This window comes from Nocardiopsis rhodophaea (assembly GCF_039530945.1).
In the GTDB taxonomy this organism is placed as follows: domain Bacteria; phylum Actinomycetota; class Actinomycetes; order Streptosporangiales; family Streptosporangiaceae; genus Nocardiopsis_C; species Nocardiopsis_C rhodophaea.
Window position 1 is genome coordinate 370,768 of record NZ_BAAAPC010000001.1, and the last position, 16,486, is coordinate 387,253.

The 16,486-nt window shown below is 68.5% G+C and carries 10 protein-coding genes; 9 read left to right on the plus strand and 1 reads right to left on the minus strand.

Features of this window, described 5'->3' with window-relative positions; translation table 11 throughout:
• Positions 1-126: 126 nt before the first annotated feature.
• The 5 genes from ABD259_RS01705 to ABD259_RS01725 all read left to right on the plus strand — a co-directional run bounded on the left by ABD259_RS01705 (position 127) and on the right by ABD259_RS01725 (position 6,497).
• Positions 127-873, plus strand: coding sequence for a PadR family transcriptional regulator (locus tag ABD259_RS01705; protein WP_344107606.1), 747 nt, complete (start codon positions 127-129; stop codon positions 871-873).
• 148 nt (positions 874-1,021) lie between these two features.
• The gene (locus ABD259_RS01710; RefSeq protein WP_344159668.1) at positions 1,022-2,101 is read left to right on the plus strand and encodes an inositol-3-phosphate synthase; all 1,080 of its coding nucleotides are present in this window, start codon (positions 1,022-1,024) and stop codon (positions 2,099-2,101) included.
• A gap of 237 nt (positions 2,102-2,338) precedes the next feature.
• Complete coding sequence (locus ABD259_RS01715) at positions 2,339-3,667, plus strand: MFS transporter (protein WP_344107611.1); 1,329 nt, start codon at positions 2,339-2,341, stop codon at positions 3,665-3,667.
• A 643-nt stretch (positions 3,668-4,310) separates the two neighbouring features.
• The gene (locus tag ABD259_RS01720) at positions 4,311-5,183 is read left to right on the plus strand and encodes a VanZ family protein (protein ID WP_344159671.1); all 873 of its coding nucleotides are present in this window, start codon (positions 4,311-4,313) and stop codon (positions 5,181-5,183) included.
• A 660-nt stretch (positions 5,184-5,843) separates the two neighbouring features.
• The gene (locus ABD259_RS01725; RefSeq protein ID WP_344159673.1) at positions 5,844-6,497 is read left to right on the plus strand and encodes a LysE family translocator; all 654 of its coding nucleotides are present in this window, start codon (positions 5,844-5,846) and stop codon (positions 6,495-6,497) included.
• A 176-nt stretch (positions 6,498-6,673) separates the two neighbouring features.
• On the opposite strand, the gene ABD259_RS01730 is transcribed toward ABD259_RS01725, so the two are convergent.
• Complete coding sequence (locus ABD259_RS01730) at positions 6,674-8,194, minus strand: CCA tRNA nucleotidyltransferase (protein WP_412759482.1); 1,521 nt, start codon at positions 8,192-8,194, stop codon at positions 6,674-6,676.
• 253 nt (positions 8,195-8,447) lie between these two features.
• On the opposite strand from ABD259_RS01730, the gene ABD259_RS01735 reads away from it, so the two are divergent.
• The 4 genes from ABD259_RS01735 to ABD259_RS01750 all read left to right on the plus strand — a co-directional run bounded on the left by ABD259_RS01735 (position 8,448) and on the right by ABD259_RS01750 (position 16,483).
• Positions 8,448-10,940: a DUF6049 family protein gene (locus tag ABD259_RS01735; RefSeq protein ID WP_344159676.1), complete on the plus strand. Its 2,493-nt coding sequence runs from the start codon at positions 8,448-8,450 to the stop codon at positions 10,938-10,940.
• Positions 10,941-11,065: 125 nt separating this feature from the next.
• A complete protein-coding gene (gene murJ, locus ABD259_RS01740; RefSeq protein WP_344108809.1) occupies positions 11,066-12,751 on the plus strand; it encodes a murein biosynthesis integral membrane protein MurJ in 1,686 nt (561 codons plus the stop codon).
• A 78-nt stretch (positions 12,752-12,829) separates the two neighbouring features.
• The gene (gene murJ, locus ABD259_RS01745) at positions 12,830-14,677 is read left to right on the plus strand and encodes a murein biosynthesis integral membrane protein MurJ (RefSeq protein WP_344159679.1); all 1,848 of its coding nucleotides are present in this window, start codon (positions 12,830-12,832) and stop codon (positions 14,675-14,677) included.
• Between the two features lie 258 nt (positions 14,678-14,935).
• Positions 14,936-16,483 carry a protein kinase family protein gene (locus ABD259_RS01750; RefSeq protein WP_344159682.1) on the plus strand — a complete coding sequence of 516 codons (1,548 nt, stop codon included), beginning with the start codon at positions 14,936-14,938 and terminating at the stop codon, positions 16,481-16,483.
• Positions 16,484-16,486: the final 3 nt, after the last annotated feature.

Genomic DNA, 16,486 nt, shown 5'->3' on the forward strand with positions numbered 1-16,486 from the left:
CAGAAGGGAACAAAGCGACTGTATCGCCATCTTCTGCTCACGGCACCTTTCCCCGGGAACAGATTCGGCGGTCAGGCGGCTGTGGGATAGGTGCGGTCGACGAAGCGAATGTGAAGGGGTGAGTCCGTGAGCGCGTGTAGGGCACGAGTGCTCGAACTCGCCGTGCTCGGCCACCTCGCTGAGGCCCCCATGCACGGGTACGAGTTGCGCAAGCGGCTCAACTGCGAGCTCGGGGCGTTCCGCGCGTTCTCCTACGGGTCCCTCTACCCCTGCCTGAAGGAGATGCAGCGCTCCGGGTTGGTGACGTCCGCGAGGGACGACAGCACGCCCGCCCGGGGCCGCCGGTCGCGCATCGTCTACCGGCTGACCTCAAGCGGGCGCGACCACCTGCTCCGGCTGCTCGCCGAGTGCGAACCGGCAACGGACGACGACGAGTGCTTCGGCGTCCACTTCACCCTGTTCGCGCGAACCCGGGCCGAGGTGCGGCTGCGCATCCTCGCCGGGCGGCGGAACCGGCTGCAGGAGCGGTTGGACTGCCTGCGGCAACGGATGGAGCAGACCGCCCAGGAGGCCGACCCCTACGTCTTGGAGCTGAACCGGTATCGCGCCGAGGCTCTGGAGCGGGAGGTCGGCTGGCTCGACGACCTTGTCCGGCAGGAGCGGCACCGCTTCGAGTCCCGGCACGACGGGCAGAGCGGGGACGCCGGTTGGGCCGGGCAGTACAGCGACGCCGACCAGCGCACCGAGGTCCCGGACGCCACGGGCACGAGGCGCACCCACGGCGCCCACGGCCCCCGAGGCACCAGCGAAACGGTCCCGCCCCGCCCGGGCGCCCCTCCTCCCCCCACACCCCCCGTCGACCTCGAGCAGTGAACCGGTGGTGGTGCGCGACGCAGCAGGTAGACACGGACGCGCAACGGCGCGTTCCGATGTCGGCACCACCGCCACAGCCATCCGCACGGCGATGACCATTCACCGGCGGTGCAGTCCACATTCAGCGGATTAGAAGGAGCTAGGACCAATGGGTTCGGTACGTGTAGCCATCGTGGGCGTCGGCAACTGTGCGGCGTCGCTCGTCCAGGGTGTCGAGTACTACAAGGACGCCGACCCCGACTCCCGGGTCCCCGGCCTCATGCACGTCCAGTTCGGCGACTACCACGTGCGCGACATCGAGTTCGTCGCCGCATTCGACGTCGACGCCAAGAAGGTCGGCCAGGACCTGGCCGACGCGATCACCGCCAGTGAGAACAACACCATCAAGATCTGCGACGTGCCGCCGACCGGGGTGACGGTGCAGCGCGGACCGACCTACGACGGCCTTGGCGAGTACTACCGGGAGACCATCGAGGAGTCCAGCGCGGACGCGGTCGACGTGGTCGCCGCGCTCAAGGCCGCCAAGGCCGATGTGCTGGTGTCCTACCTGCCGGTGGGCTCGGAGGAGGCCGACAAGTTCTACGCCCAGTGCGCCATCGACGCGGGGGTGGCCTTCGTCAACGCCCTGCCGGTGTTCGTCGCCTCCGACCCGGAGTGGGCCGAGAAGTTCAGCAAGGCAGGGGTCCCCATCGTCGGCGACGACATCAAGTCCCAGGTCGGCGCCACCATCACCCACCGGGTGATGTCGAAGCTGTTCGAGGACCGCGGCGTGATCGTGGACCGCACGTACCAGCTCAACTTCGGCGGCAACATGGACTTCCTGAACATGCTGGAGCGCAAGCGGCTCACCTCGAAGAAGATCTCCAAGACGCAGTCGGTGACCTCGCAGATCCCGCACGAGCTCAACGCGGGCGCGGTGCACATCGGCCCGTCGGACCACGTGCCGTGGCTTGACGACCGCAAGATGGCCTACGTGCGCCTGGAGGGCCGGGCGTTCGGCGACGTGCCGCTGAACCTGGAGTACAAGCTGGAGGTGTGGGACTCGCCGAACTCGGCGGGCGTGATCATCGACGCCGTGCGCGCCGCCAAGATCGCCAAGGACCGCGGTGTCGGGGGACCGGTCCTCTCGGCCTCCTCCTACTTCATGAAGTCGCCGCCGGAGCAGTACAGCGACAGCGAGGCCCACGACCGCGTCGAGAAGTTCATCGCGGGCGAGGCCGACCGCTGACAGGTCGGACGATGTGCCGTCACGGCGACGTGCTGTCATGGCGGCATACCGATCCATCGCCGTGACGATGTCACGGCATAGCGCCGAATCGACATGACGACGCACGGGGCGGCCGACGGGCCGCCCCTCTTGTGTCGCGGGGCCTGTCGGCCCACCTCGGTCGGCGGATCCGACGCACGCGGCGACGCCGGCCGGCCTCGATCGAGCGCCGCGGCACACCCGCCGTAGGCTTTGCCGGTGTCCTTCTTCGGTGATCTGCGCGTCGTGGTCCGCGGGCCGCGCTTTCGGCGGTTGTTCGCGACTCGGCTGATCTCGCAGTTCGCCGACGGGGTCTACCAGGCCGGGCTGGCCGGGTACGTGTTCTTCAGTCCCGAGCAGCACACCACCGCCGGAGAGGTGGCGATGGCGTTCGCCGTGCTGCTCCTGCCCTTCTCCATCGTGGGACCGTTCGCGGGCGTCTTTATCGACAGGTGGTCACGTCGACAGGTCCTGCTGGTCTCCTCTCTGGTCAAAGCCGCGCTGGCCGTGCTCACGGCCCTCCTCGTGAGTGCCGGGTCGGACGGCGCGGTGTTCTTCGCGGCGGCGCTGGTCCTGCTCAGCATCAACCGGTTCTTCCTCTCTGGCCTGTCGGCCGGGCTGCCGCACGTGGTGCCGCGCGAACGGCTGATGATGGCCAACGCGGTCACGCCGACCTGCGGGACGTTCGCCGCCTTCATCGGGGCGGGAGCCGGGACGGGGTTGCGACTCCTCGGCGGCGACGGCCCGCTCGGCACCGCACTGGTGCTCTTCGGAGCTGGGGTGGCGTTCGCGCTGGCCGGACTGGTGTCGCTGACCCTGGGCCGACGTGAACTCGGACCTGACTTCGACCACACCACGCCAGAGGTGCGCGAGGCCGTCCACCACGTTGTCAACGGCCTCGTCGACGGGGCGCTCCACATCTGGGAGCGCCGCCCGGCACGCGACGCGCTCCTCACGGTCGCCGGTATCCGGTTCGTGTTCGGCGTCTCCACCCTGATGACGCTGCTGCTCTACAACAACACCTTCTCCGCGGGCGGGGTCGCCGGGCTGGCCGGATTCTCGGTGGCGCTCGCGGCGTCTGGACTCGGCTTCTTCCTCGGCGCGATCGCTACCCCCACGGCGACCGCCCGGATGAGCGTCGGCGCCTGGATCGCGGTCCTGCTCGGCTGCGGCGCGGCGGCGCTGCCGCTCTTCGCGCTTCCCTTCTCTTCCGCGCTGTTCCCAGTCGCCGGACTCGCGCTCGGGGTCGTGTCGCAGGGGGTCAAGGTAAGTGTCGACACGCTGGTTCAGCGACATGTCGACGACGCCTATCGCGGCCGCGTGTTCTCCGTCTACGACATGCTGTTCAACGGAACGTTCGTCGTGGCGGCCTGGGCGGCCGCCGTAACGGTCCCGCCCTCGGGCGTGAGCCCGGTGGCGGTGGTCGCGATGTCCCTGCTCTACGCCGTGATGTGCGCGGTCTGGATCCTGCGGTTCAGGACTTCCCCTCCCACGAGTGCCCCCACTCGGCAAAGTGCTCCTAGCCTGCCGCCGGACCATGGCCTGTGAATCCGCTTCACACGGCCTACTGCCTGGCTTCCCGCACGCCCGCACAGGTTCCTGTTACCACCTGCGATCGCCTCCCGGGACCGCTCATGCATGACGAGCGATCTGGTGTCTTAGCGTGACATGACTGTCACAGCCAGGTTTGAACTGCGTAGTGACTCGGACCTAAGTACACACTCACGCTATCTCATCCACAAAGTGTCAAGAAGTAGCCAAAAGGGCTATTCGACCCCAAGAGTCATGAGAGGATCCAAAGCGGCGCCAGATCGTGCAAGGCACGTGGCTCATAGTTGCCCAAGCTTCCGAATAGCCCCCCCAACGCATGGGACACACGAAGCCCGCCTCCCCAATGGACCTCTACGCATTCACGCCATTCAGTGCACACATGCATCGGTAGACTACTTTAAAACTGGAGAATCAACGATCACTGCCAAATTTGGAGTTCGCCAGCATAGAAAGAACCGATGGGCAAGTCGCACACAGCGCATCTCATCAGGAGGCCGAGGCTGCTAAACGTTCAACCTCCGCTCAAACGGCCTTGGCTCCGGAAGCGTGCAAGAACTAATGCGGGTCGGCAAGGCCACATACAGAACCGAGATCGTTTCCTGTAGATAGCTAGCGACACATATCAGAAAGTTCGTACCAAATGACTCCCATCGGAGGCGACCTGGCAATTTCCAGATCGCCCCCTAAGGAGATGAGTTTTGCGATGTGGCAAGTACTTTTTTATACAAATCCAACGACAATAGGGGTATCGGTAGCAGTCCTCAGCGGCGCGGCGTTGGTTATTTCGTTTCTACGACGCGACTCACCCGAGACGTTCGCCCGGCGTTCCCAAGTACTGCTTGGCGTGGCTTGCGTCGGATACCTGATAATCCTAGTCCCGCCAATATTCGGGGCTACTGGTATCGGCGCGACCGAAAGAGAGGTTATCTGGAATCCTTTGAACTCCTTCAAAGAGGAGGATAATACACTCGAAGGATCCTATATCGGCCAACCTGGCGACGAGTCTTACATTTACTACGAAGCACAGGAATTGTCAGAGGAAGAGGTGGAACACGCCCGGGAGGAGGCCAGTCCAGACGATGCCGCCTACTATCGTTATCCCGTAATCGGCGGAGGAGCGGTCTGGTTCGATTCGGAAGGCCACGATCTGGACGCTGAAATGCGCGCCAACCTGGAGACCTCGTACCCGCCTGAGGAGTACTTGATGGCCGGCGACGACGCAACAGAAGGACTCGTGGCCGCGGAGAAGATCCTGAATGCGCTGATCTTTATTCCCGTGGGCATTGTGGCGTTCGCCTCCTTCTTCTCATGGTGGGCACGCCTGTGCATCGGCCCTGCCCTCTCAGTGCTCATCGAGTTCGGCCAATGGTGCATGGGCGCTGGACGTGTCAGTGAGACTGCCGATGTCATTGTGAACACCGCCGGGCATGTGCTCGGCGTCGGTATCGCAGCCGCTGCGACCCTGCTTGTAGGCCGTCGTACAGCTCAAGCCAGGCATCGAATACGGCCCTGATTCGTCGGCGCGGTCGCGCCGCTGCTCCCTGATAGCGGTCGTCGCATTCCGCTAGTGCGGGCTCCCGTCGATCAGGTGCGGTAATTCTCCCCCAACGCAGCCCCTCAGCGGCACCTTTAGTCCACGGTCCGGACCCATCGTCAGCGATCTCAGTTCACAGGCGTGCTTGGACACGGACGAACACATCGAAGGCCGCGGTGCAGACCTAACTCCACGACGGGATTGTCGCAGCCTGCCGCTCAGCATCATGAACGGTGCGTCCCCGACGAACCGGCCCGGACGTCGATCCAACGTCGCCGACGACAAGACCCAGGAGCGACCCCCCGTAGCGAACCACGTGGAGAACGGAGTCACGTCGATATGTCGACAAAACGACAAACCGTTCTGGCCCTGTTTCGAACAGGACCGGAACAGCACAGAAAGTAACCTACCGCATACCCCCAATTGGGTACAGGGGGTTACGACCTCATTATCGGCCAGTCGCGTTCGGCTCCGACGTTCGTCGGTGACCGTGGCGCCGAGCGTTGGCCTCGGCCGCGTCGCGGATGTAGGCCGCAAGTCCCGTCGCGCGAGAGTCAATCAAATGGGTCGACGTGGTCATGGGATCTCGTACATAGTGGCGATCACCCTCCCCCCCGTCCCCCAAGGTGGAATGCCGCCATGCCGACGATCACCACGCTGCTGACCTTCGCCGCTACTGCGGCGGTCATCATCCTCATCCCCGGGCCGAGTGTCTTCTTCGTCGTCGGGCGTGCCCTGGCCCACGGCCAAGGGGTCGCGCTTCGCTCAGCGGCTGGGAACGCGCTGGGCGAGCTGGTGTTGGTCGGGGCGGTCGCCGTGGGCGTGGGTGCGGTGATCGCGAAGTTCGGGGTGGTCTTCACCGCGCTGAAGCTGATCGGTGCCACGTATCTGGTCTATCTCGGTGTGCAGGCGATCCTGAACCGACGTGAACTGGCGTCGTCCGTGACCGGCGCCTCCCCGTCCGCCGCGGACGGCGGGCCGGGGGCGCGGGCGCTGTGGGACGGGTTCATCGTCGGGGCGACGAACCCCAAGAGTCTGATCTTTTTCATCGCGGCGCTTCCCCAGTTCGTCGAGCCAGGGCAGGGGGGCGTGACGACGCAGATGCTCGTCTTCGGCGCGATCTTCGTGGCGATCGCTGTGATAGCGGACAGCTGCTATGGCCTCCTCGCCGGGGCCGCGCGCCGCTGGTTTCTGCTCGTCCCCCGGCGCCTGGAGATCACGGGGAGTATCTCCGGGGTGATGATGATCGGGCTCGGTGCGCACTTCGCCCTCACCGGTCGGAAGGCCGGGTAAGGGGGAGGCCGATGCGGCGCCGAGGTCACCGGATCAGGACGCGGTGGCCTCGGTGTCGACACCGGCTCGGCGGTTTGTCGATACGTCGATCTGACGGCCTGGTGATCTAGTGACGCGTCGACCTGTCGGCCTGGCGCCACAGCGACGGATCGCTGAAGCGCCAGAACGACGGCGCCCTACAGCTCCCCCTGCTCCTCGGCCCACTTGCGGAGTTCGGCGATCGCGTCCGCCTTGTCCATGGGGCCGTGCTCCAGGCGCAGTTCGAGCATGTAGCGGTACGCCTTGCCGACCATTGGGCCCGGCTTGATGCCCAGGATCTCCTGGATCTCGTTGCCGTCCAGGTCGGGGCGGATCTTGTTGAGTTCCTCTTCCTCCGCCAGTCGCTCGATTCGGCGCTCGATGTCGTCGTAGGCGCGCGAGAGGGCCGCGGCCTTGCGGCGGTTGCGGGTCGTGCAGTCGGCGCGGGTGAGGACGTGGAGGCGCTCCAGCAGGTGTCCGGCGTCGCGGGCGTAGCGGCGGACGGCAGAGTCGGTCCATTCGCCCTTGCCGTAGCCGTGGAAGCGCAGGTGCAGCGCCACCAGCTTGCTGACGTCGGCGACAACGTCCTTGGAGAAGCGCAGCGCGCTCAGGCGGCTCTTGCTCATGGACGCGCCGACCACCTCGTGGTGGTGGAAGGTGACACGCCCGCCCGACTCGAACGCGCGGGTCTTGGGCTTGCCCACGTCGTGGAGGAGCGCCGCGAGGCGCAGCACCAGGTCGGGCTCCATGCCCCGCTGCTTCTCCAGATCGATCGCCTGGTCCAGGACGGTGAGCGAGTGCTCGTAGACGTCCTTGTGGCGGTGGTGCTCGTCGATCTCCAGGCGCAGCTTCGGCATCTCGGGCAACACGTAGTGCGCGATCCCCAGATCCACCATGTGCTCGATGCCCACGCGCGGGTTGGGGCTGAGCATCAGCTTGGTGAGCTCGTCGCGGATGCGCTCGGCCGAGACGATCTTCAGGCGGTCGGCCATGTCCGCGGCCGCGGCCTTGACCTCCGGCGCGAGCGTGAAGCCGAGCTGGGCGGCGAACCGGACCGCGCGCATGATGCGCAGCGGGTCGTCGCTGAAGGAGTCCTCCGGGCGGCCCGGCGTGCGCAGGCGGCGCTCGCGCAGGTCGGTGAGGCCGCCGAACGGGTCGACGAACTCCTGGCTCGGCAGGTGCACCGCCATCGCGTTGACCGTGAAATCGCGCCGCACCAGGTCCTCGTACAGCGACGTCCCGTAGTCGACCTCGGGCTTGCGCGACTTGGGCGAGTAGGACTCGCTGCGGTAGGTGGTGATCTCCAGCTGGTGGCCGCCCTTGCGCAGGCCCACCGTGCCGAAGTCGATCCCGACCGTCCACACCGCGTCGGCCCAGCCGTCGATCAGCGTGAGGATGGTCTGCGGCACCGCGTCGGTGGTCAGGTCCAGGTCGTGCACCTCGCGCCCGAGGAGGGCGTCGCGTACCGGGCCTCCCACCAGGGCCAGTTCGTGGCCGGCGGCGGCGAAGAGGTCGCCGAGCTCCGTGGCGATGGTGTCGATCGAGCCGAACAACCCGGTGATCGCGGCCTTCTGCTTGTCTGTCAGCTCCGCGGGAGCGGTCGACGGGGACGAAGACGACGCCGTCCCGTCAAGGGGCTCGGGACGCGGGGTTTCACCTGGAAGCGCAGTGTTCGGCACACCACCAGAGGGTAGGCGCCCTTTTCCCCTCGTGCGAATCGGCGGTGGGAATGCTGCGGGGGTATCCGCACGAGAAGGTATCGTCTGATTGATCCACCGTGCTCGTTGATCCACCGCGGTCGGGCTGCTCCCCCAAGGGACCGTCGCGTGCGGGGGGCCACGGTGGCACCTGCGTCAGCGGTCTCCCGCGGCCAACATCAAACCGACTCGGAAATCTTCTCGCGTGCGTCGACTTGCTCATTTCGGTGCGGTCGTGGCCACGACCGCCGTTCTGGTTCCGGCACTGGCCGCGGTCGCTCCTGCTCAGCCGACCGCCGCCACATCAGCACCCGTCCCACGGGACGACTCCGCCACGAGCGGCCAAGCCCTCACCGTCGAGAGCATCTCCCCGCGGACCGTCGGTGAGAAGAGCACCGTCAAGGTCACCGGCCGGGTCACCAACACGACGGACGACGAACTCTCCTCCGCCACGATCCGGCTCCGGTACTCCCGCTACCCGTTCAGCGACCGCTCCCAACTCGGCTCGTATGCCTCGGGCGACGGTGCGCAGCCGCAGGTCTCCGGGCCCAAAACCGAACTCGGCAAGTCGCTGAAGCCCGGACAGTCCGCCACCTACTCGCTGAAGATCAAGGCCGAGGACATGCGCCTGGGCGACTTCGGCGTCTACCCCCTGGCCGTCGACCTGGCCGACGCGTCCGGGCGCACAAAAGACACCCGCTACACCTTCCTCCCCTACCAGGGCGGCTCCTCCCCCGACCCGGTCGACATCGCCTGGCTCTGGCCGCTGATGGACGACCCTCAGCGCGCCGATGACGACACCTTCCTCAGCGACGGCCTGTCCACAAGCCTGGGATCCAACGGGCGGCTGGGGCGCCTCCTGGTCGCCGGGGCGCAGAGCGACGACATCGCGCTGGAGCCCTCGCCTCCGCCCTCCACGGCCCCCCGACCCACGCCGGACATCGAGGCAACGGCCAAGGCCACGACCGAGGAGAAGGCCGAGGACGGCGACGACAACGGCGGCAAGAAGGGCGCGGACGCTGGCCGCGTCCCCATCACGTGGGCCGTCGACCCCGCGCTGCTGGGCGACATCGCCCGCATGAGCGGAGACACCTACCAGGTGCTGCAGCCGACCGGGAAGCCGACCGTCCCCGCGGAGGACGCCGCCCCCACCACGCTCTCCCGGGACCCCAGCCCCACCGCCCAGCAGTGGCTGCGGCAGGCGCGGACGGGGCTCGACGGCGCGCCGATCATCACTGTTCCCTACGCCAACGCCGACATCGCCGCGCTTCTCCGTCAAGACCTGCGCAAGGACGCGGAAGCGGCCGTCTCGCTCGGTGGGGAGACCGTCAAGAACGTTCTCGGCACCGATGCCGACACCACCGTCGCGTGGCCCGCCGACGGGCTGATGAACTCCGCGACCCGCGACTTCCTCAGCGAGCGCGGATCCACGCGCTTCATCCTGAGCGACGCCGCCCTGCCCTCCCGCTCCACCCGCGGGGGGACCGCGACGGCGCAGGCCGCGCTCCCGGTCGGCGGCGACGAGCCCGACGCCACCGCCCTCGTCGTCGACAGTGAGCTGAGCAACGCCCTCGCCCAGCCCAGCCGCAGCGCCGGAGACGCCGCCCTGGCGTCGCAGCGGTTCGCCGCCGAGACCGCGATGATCGCCGCCGAAGGCGGGACTGACCGCACGGTCGTGGCCGCCCCGCCGCGTGACTGGAACCCCGGGGCGGACTTCGCCGCGGATGTGCTGCGCTCCAGCGAGAAGCTGCCGTGGCTCGACCCGGTCGCGCTCGGCGACATCGAGGCCGACGCCACGGACACAGCGCAGCGCGGCCAGCTCACTTACCCCACCAAGGGCGCCCGGTCCGAGCTCAGCGGAACCTATCTCGAACAGGTCGACGAGGTCCGCAAGGACATCCGGCTGTTCAACACCATCCTGACCGACGACTCGGATCCGTTCCGGCCCGCGATCCTGCGGCTGGAATCCGCGGCCTGGCGCGACGACAAGACCATGGCCGCCCAGGCCCGCGCGCTGGTGGCGCGGGCGGTCACGCTGAGCCGGGAGGACGTGCACATCATCCCCGGCGAGACGGTGACGCTGGCCAGCAAGACCGGAAAGATCGGGGTCCTGGTCGCCAACGACCTGGACAAGGAGACGGTCACCGTCAACCTCTCCATCTACTCGGAGAACAACGAGCGGCTGAGCGTCGGCAAGTACAAGAAGGAGATGACGCTCCGCCCCGGCCGCAAGACCACGGTGTACGTCCCGCTGTCCGCCCGGATCAACGGCCGCACCGTGCTCAACCTGAGCCTGCAGAACGCCGACGGCGAGCCGATCTCCGAGGAGGTGCCGCTGCCGGTCAACGCCACGGGTCTGGGCACCCAGGCGCTCCTCATCAGCGCCGTCGGCGCCCTCATCCTGGTGATCGCGCTCGCCCCGCGGGCGCTGCGCAGGTGGGCGCGCAAGCGCGCCGGGCGCGCCGGGCGTGCCGGGCGTGCCGGTCGTTCCCCGGACGCCGAGAGCGCGGGCGCCGCAGGTGAGGCCGACGGCGCCGGCGACCGTGCTGCCGGTGAGGGGGCCGATGCCGGTGACGGCACCGACGGAGGGCCCGGGGGCGACGGTGACGACGCACCGGGCTCCATGCAGCACAATGGCAGGGGCTCGCCCTCCGAGGGCGGGCGCCCCGACGGGAGCGCGGGATCCGGCACCGCGACCACCGGTGACCGGGCGAGCGACCAGTCCTGACGTGCGGGCACAGCCGTCTCTCACCTCGAACCGCCCTCGCACCCGCGCCCCGCGCCCATCCCCCACGACCCGAACCGGACACGCCACGTGCGGCAGTCCGCACCTCGCGAAAGGAGCCGAGGCCGGTGGCAACCGACACCGCGAACGGCAGTGATGAGACCTCCTCCGCCACCGGCGGAGAGTCCGGGTCATCCGGAGGCGCCATGCGGTCCAGCATGGTCATGGCCATCGGCACGATGGTGTCGCGGGTAACGGGATTCCTGCGCACCATCGTGCTCGCCGCCGCCCTCGGCACCAAGCTCCTGGCGGACGCCTACAACACCGCCAACACCATCCCGTTCATCATCAACGACCTGCTCATCGGCGGTCTGATGGCGAGCGTGATCATCCCGTTCCTGGTCAAGCGGCGCAAGCGCGACGAGGACGGCGGTGCGAAGACCGAGAACCGGCTGTTCACCGCCACGGTACTGGTGCTGCTGGTCATCACCGCGGTCGCGATCATCGCCGCCGAGCTGCTGATCCGCCTGTACGCCAGCAAGTTCACCCCCGTCCAGACCGAGGTCTCGGTCTACCTGGCGCGGTTCCTGCTCGCCCAGATCTTCTTCGTCGGCCTGAGCGGGCTGATCAGCGCCATGCTCAACACCCGCGACAAGTTCGGCGCGCCGGTGTGGGCCCCGGTCTTGAACAACCTGGTCATCATCGCGGTGGGCGCCACCTTCCTCCTCGTCGCCGGTCCGGGCCGCACACCGGAGACCGTCACCGAGGGGCAGCTCACGATCCTCGGCGCGGGCACCGCCATGGGCATGACGCTGCAGGCCGTCGTGCTGATGCTGTCGCTCTGGCGCGCGGGCTTCCGCTGGCGCCCCCGCCTCGACCTGCGCGGCTCCGGCCTGGGCGAGGCACTGGGCACCGCCGGGTGGATGCTCATCTACACGCTCATGATGCAGCTGGGCTTCGTCATCACCGCCAACATCGCCAACGCCGCGAACGTCGCCAACCAGGCGGCGGGCCACGCGGCGGGTGCCGGGCTCACCGCCTACAACTACGCCTACCAGCTGTTCCAGCTGCCCTACGCGATCATCGCCGTCTCGCTCATCACCGTGCTGCTGCCGAAGATGAGCGCACACGCCGACGACGAGCGCTGGGACGAGGTGCGCGCCGGGTTCTCCCGCACGCTGCGCGTCTCGGCGATGGTCCTGGTCCCGCTCGCGCTCGCGATGGCCATGTACGCGGTCCAGCTGTCGGTGCTCGTGTTCTCACGCGGCAGCACGTCGGTGGCCGACGCGCAGAACATCGGCGTCGTGCTCGCGGTCATGTCGCTGGGCCTGGTCCCGTTCACCATCTTCCAGCTCATGCTGCGGGTCTTCTACGCCATGGGCGACACCCGCACCCCCGCCCTGATCAGCATCGCCAACGTCTCCGTGCACGCCGCGGTGGGCTGGACCTCCTACTTCCTGCTGCCGCCACACCAGGTCATCGTGGGCGTCGCCGCCGGGTTCATGCTCTCGTTCGTGTCCGGCCTGCTCATCGCGGGAACGATCCTCAGCCGCCGTCTGGGCGGGCTTGACGGGCGGCGCATCTTTGGCACATTGTTGCGGCTGCACCTGGCAGCGGTGCCGAGCGTCGCCGCCGGTCTGGGCATCCTCTGGTTCTTCACCGAGCGGTTCGGCCTGAGCCTGGCCACCAACCTCGGTGCTCCCGTCGCCGGATGCGCGGTGGGTGCTGTGCTGTTCGCGCTCTGCGCCCGACTGCTGCGGATCCAGGAGCTGAAGGCGGCCGCGGACCTGGTGCGCGCACGCCTGGGCCGCTGACGCTCGCACCCCGACTCGCCGTCATCTCCCCCCTGACCTCCGGGGACCCGGCACCCGCCACCCACCCCCCGAACCAGAATGTCGAGAACGGTGTCGAACGATCACCACCAGCCGCCGGGACGTCCGCATGGGCGTCTCCTGACGCCGGAAGAGGTTCTCGACGAGGTCGAGCGGGCCGAACCGGAAACCGAACCGGAAACCGGCCTCGCCACCAGCCGCGACCCCCGCGACTTCGGTGACGCGGGCACCGCCGACCGCCCGGGTGAGGACGGCGACGAGATCGGTGGTGCCGCGCACGCCGCGCCGGCGAACCTGATGCGGTCCAGCGCCATCATGGCGCTGGGCACCGTGTTCTCCCGGGCTACGGGATTCGTCCGGACGATCGTGCTGGCGGCGGCGCTGGGCACCCAGCTGCTCGGCGACGCCTACCAGACCGCGAACATGGTCCCGTTCGCCGTCTACGACCTGCTCATCGGCGGACTGCTGGCCAGCGTCTTCGTCCCGTTTCTCGTGAAACATAAGAAGCTGGACCCCGACGGCGGGCGGGCGACCGAGCAGCGGCTGCTCACCGCGATGCTCGCGGTGTTGGCCGTGCTCACGGTGGTGGCGATCATCGCCGCGGAGTGGCTCATCCGGCTGTACGCCGGCGAGTTCACCAGCGCGCAGCACGAGGTCGCCGTCCAGCTCGCGCGCTTCCTGCTCGCCCAGATCTTCTTCATCGGCGCGAGCGGGATCGTCAGCGCCATCCTCAACAGCCGCAACCACTTCGGCGCGCCGATGTGGGCGCCAGTCCTGAACAACCTGGTGATCATCGCGGTCGGGGGCCTCTTCCTGACAATCGCCGGGCCGGGCAGCACGCCCGAGACCGTCACCTCGGGCCAGCTGGCCCTGCTGGGCCTGGGCACGACGGGCGGACAGGTGCTGCAGGGCCTCGTCCTGGTGGCGGCGCTGTGGCGCGCGGGCTTCCGCTGGCGCCCCCGCCTCGACCTGCGCGGCTCCGGACTGGGCGAGGCCGTGCGCACGGCCTCGTGGATGATGCTCTACATCGCCGTCGCCCAGTTCGGGCTGCTGGTGACCACCAACGTCGCCACCCGCGCAGGGGTGCGGGCGGCGGAGGCCGGCGAATCGGCGGCCGGTGCCGGCATCACCGCCTACAAGTTCGCGTTCATGCTGTTCCAGATGCCCTACGCGGTCATCGCCGTCTCGGTGATCACGGCGCTGCTGCCGCGGATGAGCGAACACGTCGCCGAGGGCCGCAAGGACCGGGTGCGTGCGGACTTCTCCCGGGGGTTCCGGCTCTCCTCGGTGCTGATCGTGCCGATCTCGGTCGCCATGATCGTGTTCGCTATCCCGTTCTGCGTGCTGATCTACGCGCGGGGCAGCACGTCGGTCGAGGACGCGCAGAGCATCGGGGTGATCCTGATGGTGTTCTCCGCGATGCTCATCCCGTTCACGCTGTTCCAGCTGCTGCAGCGGGTGTTCTACGCGCTGGGCGACACGCGCACGCCGTCCCTCATCGCGATCCCCGCCGAGATCGCGCATGCCACCGTCGCGATCACGCTGCTCGTCCTGGCGCCGCCGCGCGCCGTCGTGGTGCTGCTGCCGGCGGCCTACGGCCTGTACTACATCGTGGGCGCGGCGCTGGCCTGGTGGCGGCTGCGAAAAAGGATGAACGGGCTCGACGGGCGGCGGACCCTGCGCACACTGGTCCTGCTCCATGTGGCCGCCATCCCCAGCGCGGTCGCCGGCGGGGTACTGGTCGTGCTCACCGGCGGGCTGCCGGGGACCGCACTCCCGGCGATCACGGCCGTAACCGCGGGAGGGCTGGTCGGAGGCGTCCTCTACGTCCTGGTGGCGCGCCGCATCGGGGTGACGGAAGTCACAACTTTTCTTGACATGGTGCGGAGTCGCCTACTGCGTCGCTGATCAACAGCAATAGATAACGATGCGTAATCACCTGAAGGGCCTTTATGCGTCTCACGTCCGGTGTACTTGTCCTCCGGGAGCGCCACTCGCGCGTCCTAGCATGGAGCAGCGGTTCTCCGCCGCCGCCCCTGTCCTTCTCCGAGCTGCCCGAAGGGAGGCCTGGGACAGCCGACATGGCCGGATGCCTCCGAGAGAACCCGGGCACGGGATCCCCCTCGTCCGCCGGACCGTCCAGCCATCGTGTCCGTAACTCCCGGCATGAGCACCTTCATGATTGAGCCAGGCGCGTGGCTCGCAGGCCGCTACCGACTCGACGAACTGGTCAGCGAGACCAGCGGCGCCTCCTTCTGGAAGGCCACCGACGAGACCCTCGCCCGACCGGTCGCGGTCTGGACGTTCACGGAGGGCTTCCCCCGTACCGGCGACGTGGTCCGCGCGGCCCGCGCCACCAGCCGCATCGCCGACTCGCGCGTCACCCAGGTGTTCGACGCCGACGACACCGCCGTTGTGCCCTACGTGGTCGAGGAGTGGGTGATCGGCCAGTCCCTGGGCGACCTGCTCGCACAGGGGCCGATGGCGCCCGACCGCGCCGCCGGCCTCGTCGCCGAGGCCGCCGAAACCCTGGCGACAGCGCACGCCACCGGCCTCTACCACCTCAACCTGACCCCCGGCAAGCTCATGTGGAGCGTCGGCGGCGCCGTCAAAGTCACCGGAATCGGGGTGGACGCCGCGCTACACGGCCTCGCCCCCGGCAGCCCCGGCCCCGTCGACGCCCAAGGCCTGGGGCGGCTCCTGTACGCCGCGCTCACCGGACACTGGCCCGACACCGCGGCGCAGCCCGGCCTGCGCCCCGCGCCCATGGCGAACGGCGCACCCTGCCCGCCCTCCCAGCTTCGCCCCCAGATCCCCGAGCGCCTGAACGAGATCGTGTGCCGGTCGGCGTTCCAGGCCCCGATGCGCGGCGCTCCGCTGACGAGTCCGCGCGAGGTCGCCGATGCCCTGGCCGACGTGCCGCGCATGGTGCCGCTGCCCGCCACCATGGCCAGCGGCCCGGCCGCGCCGCCCACCGAGCAGGGCACCTCCCGGCTCAGCGGCGAGTTCGAGACCGTGGCGGCGTCCGCGCCACCTCCGCCGCCGAGCCGTCGGCGCCCGGCCCCCGCTGATCCGGGCGGCCGCGACGGCACCCCCGGCCCCTCGCCGGCCACCAAGGTCGCACTGGGCGTCGTCGCCCTGCTGGTGTTCGTTGCCGTGGTCGTGGGCGCGTGGACCATCGGCAGCAGCTTCAGCGGCTCGGACAACCCGTCGGCCGACGGCACCTCCTCCGACGGCGACGGCACGAACAAGGACGGCGACGAGGTCCAGCTGGCCGAGCTGAAGCCGCTGAGCGCCAAGGGCTTCGACCCGCCGCCCGGCGACGGCGGCGAGCACGACGGCAACGCGAAGGACGCCATCGACGGCGACCCCTCCACCGCGTGGAAGACCGAGGGCTACAACAGCGCCGACTTCGGCAAGCTCAAGCCCGGTGTCGGCCTCCTGCTCGACATGGGCGACCCCGTGGAGCTGCACGAGGTCGAGCTCGTCCTCGGCACGGCGGGCCCGGCGAACCTGGAGATCCTGGTCGGTGACGGAGCCGACCTGTCCGCACTGGATTCCGCCGCCAGCGCGGATGGAGTCAGCGGCGAGGAAACCGTTAAGCTTGCCGAGCCGGCCAAGGGGCGCTACGTGGTCGTATGGTTCACTGAACTTCCCCAAGACGGCAAATACCGGGGGACAATCAACGAGGTCAAGCTGCTCGGGAAAACGTGACAA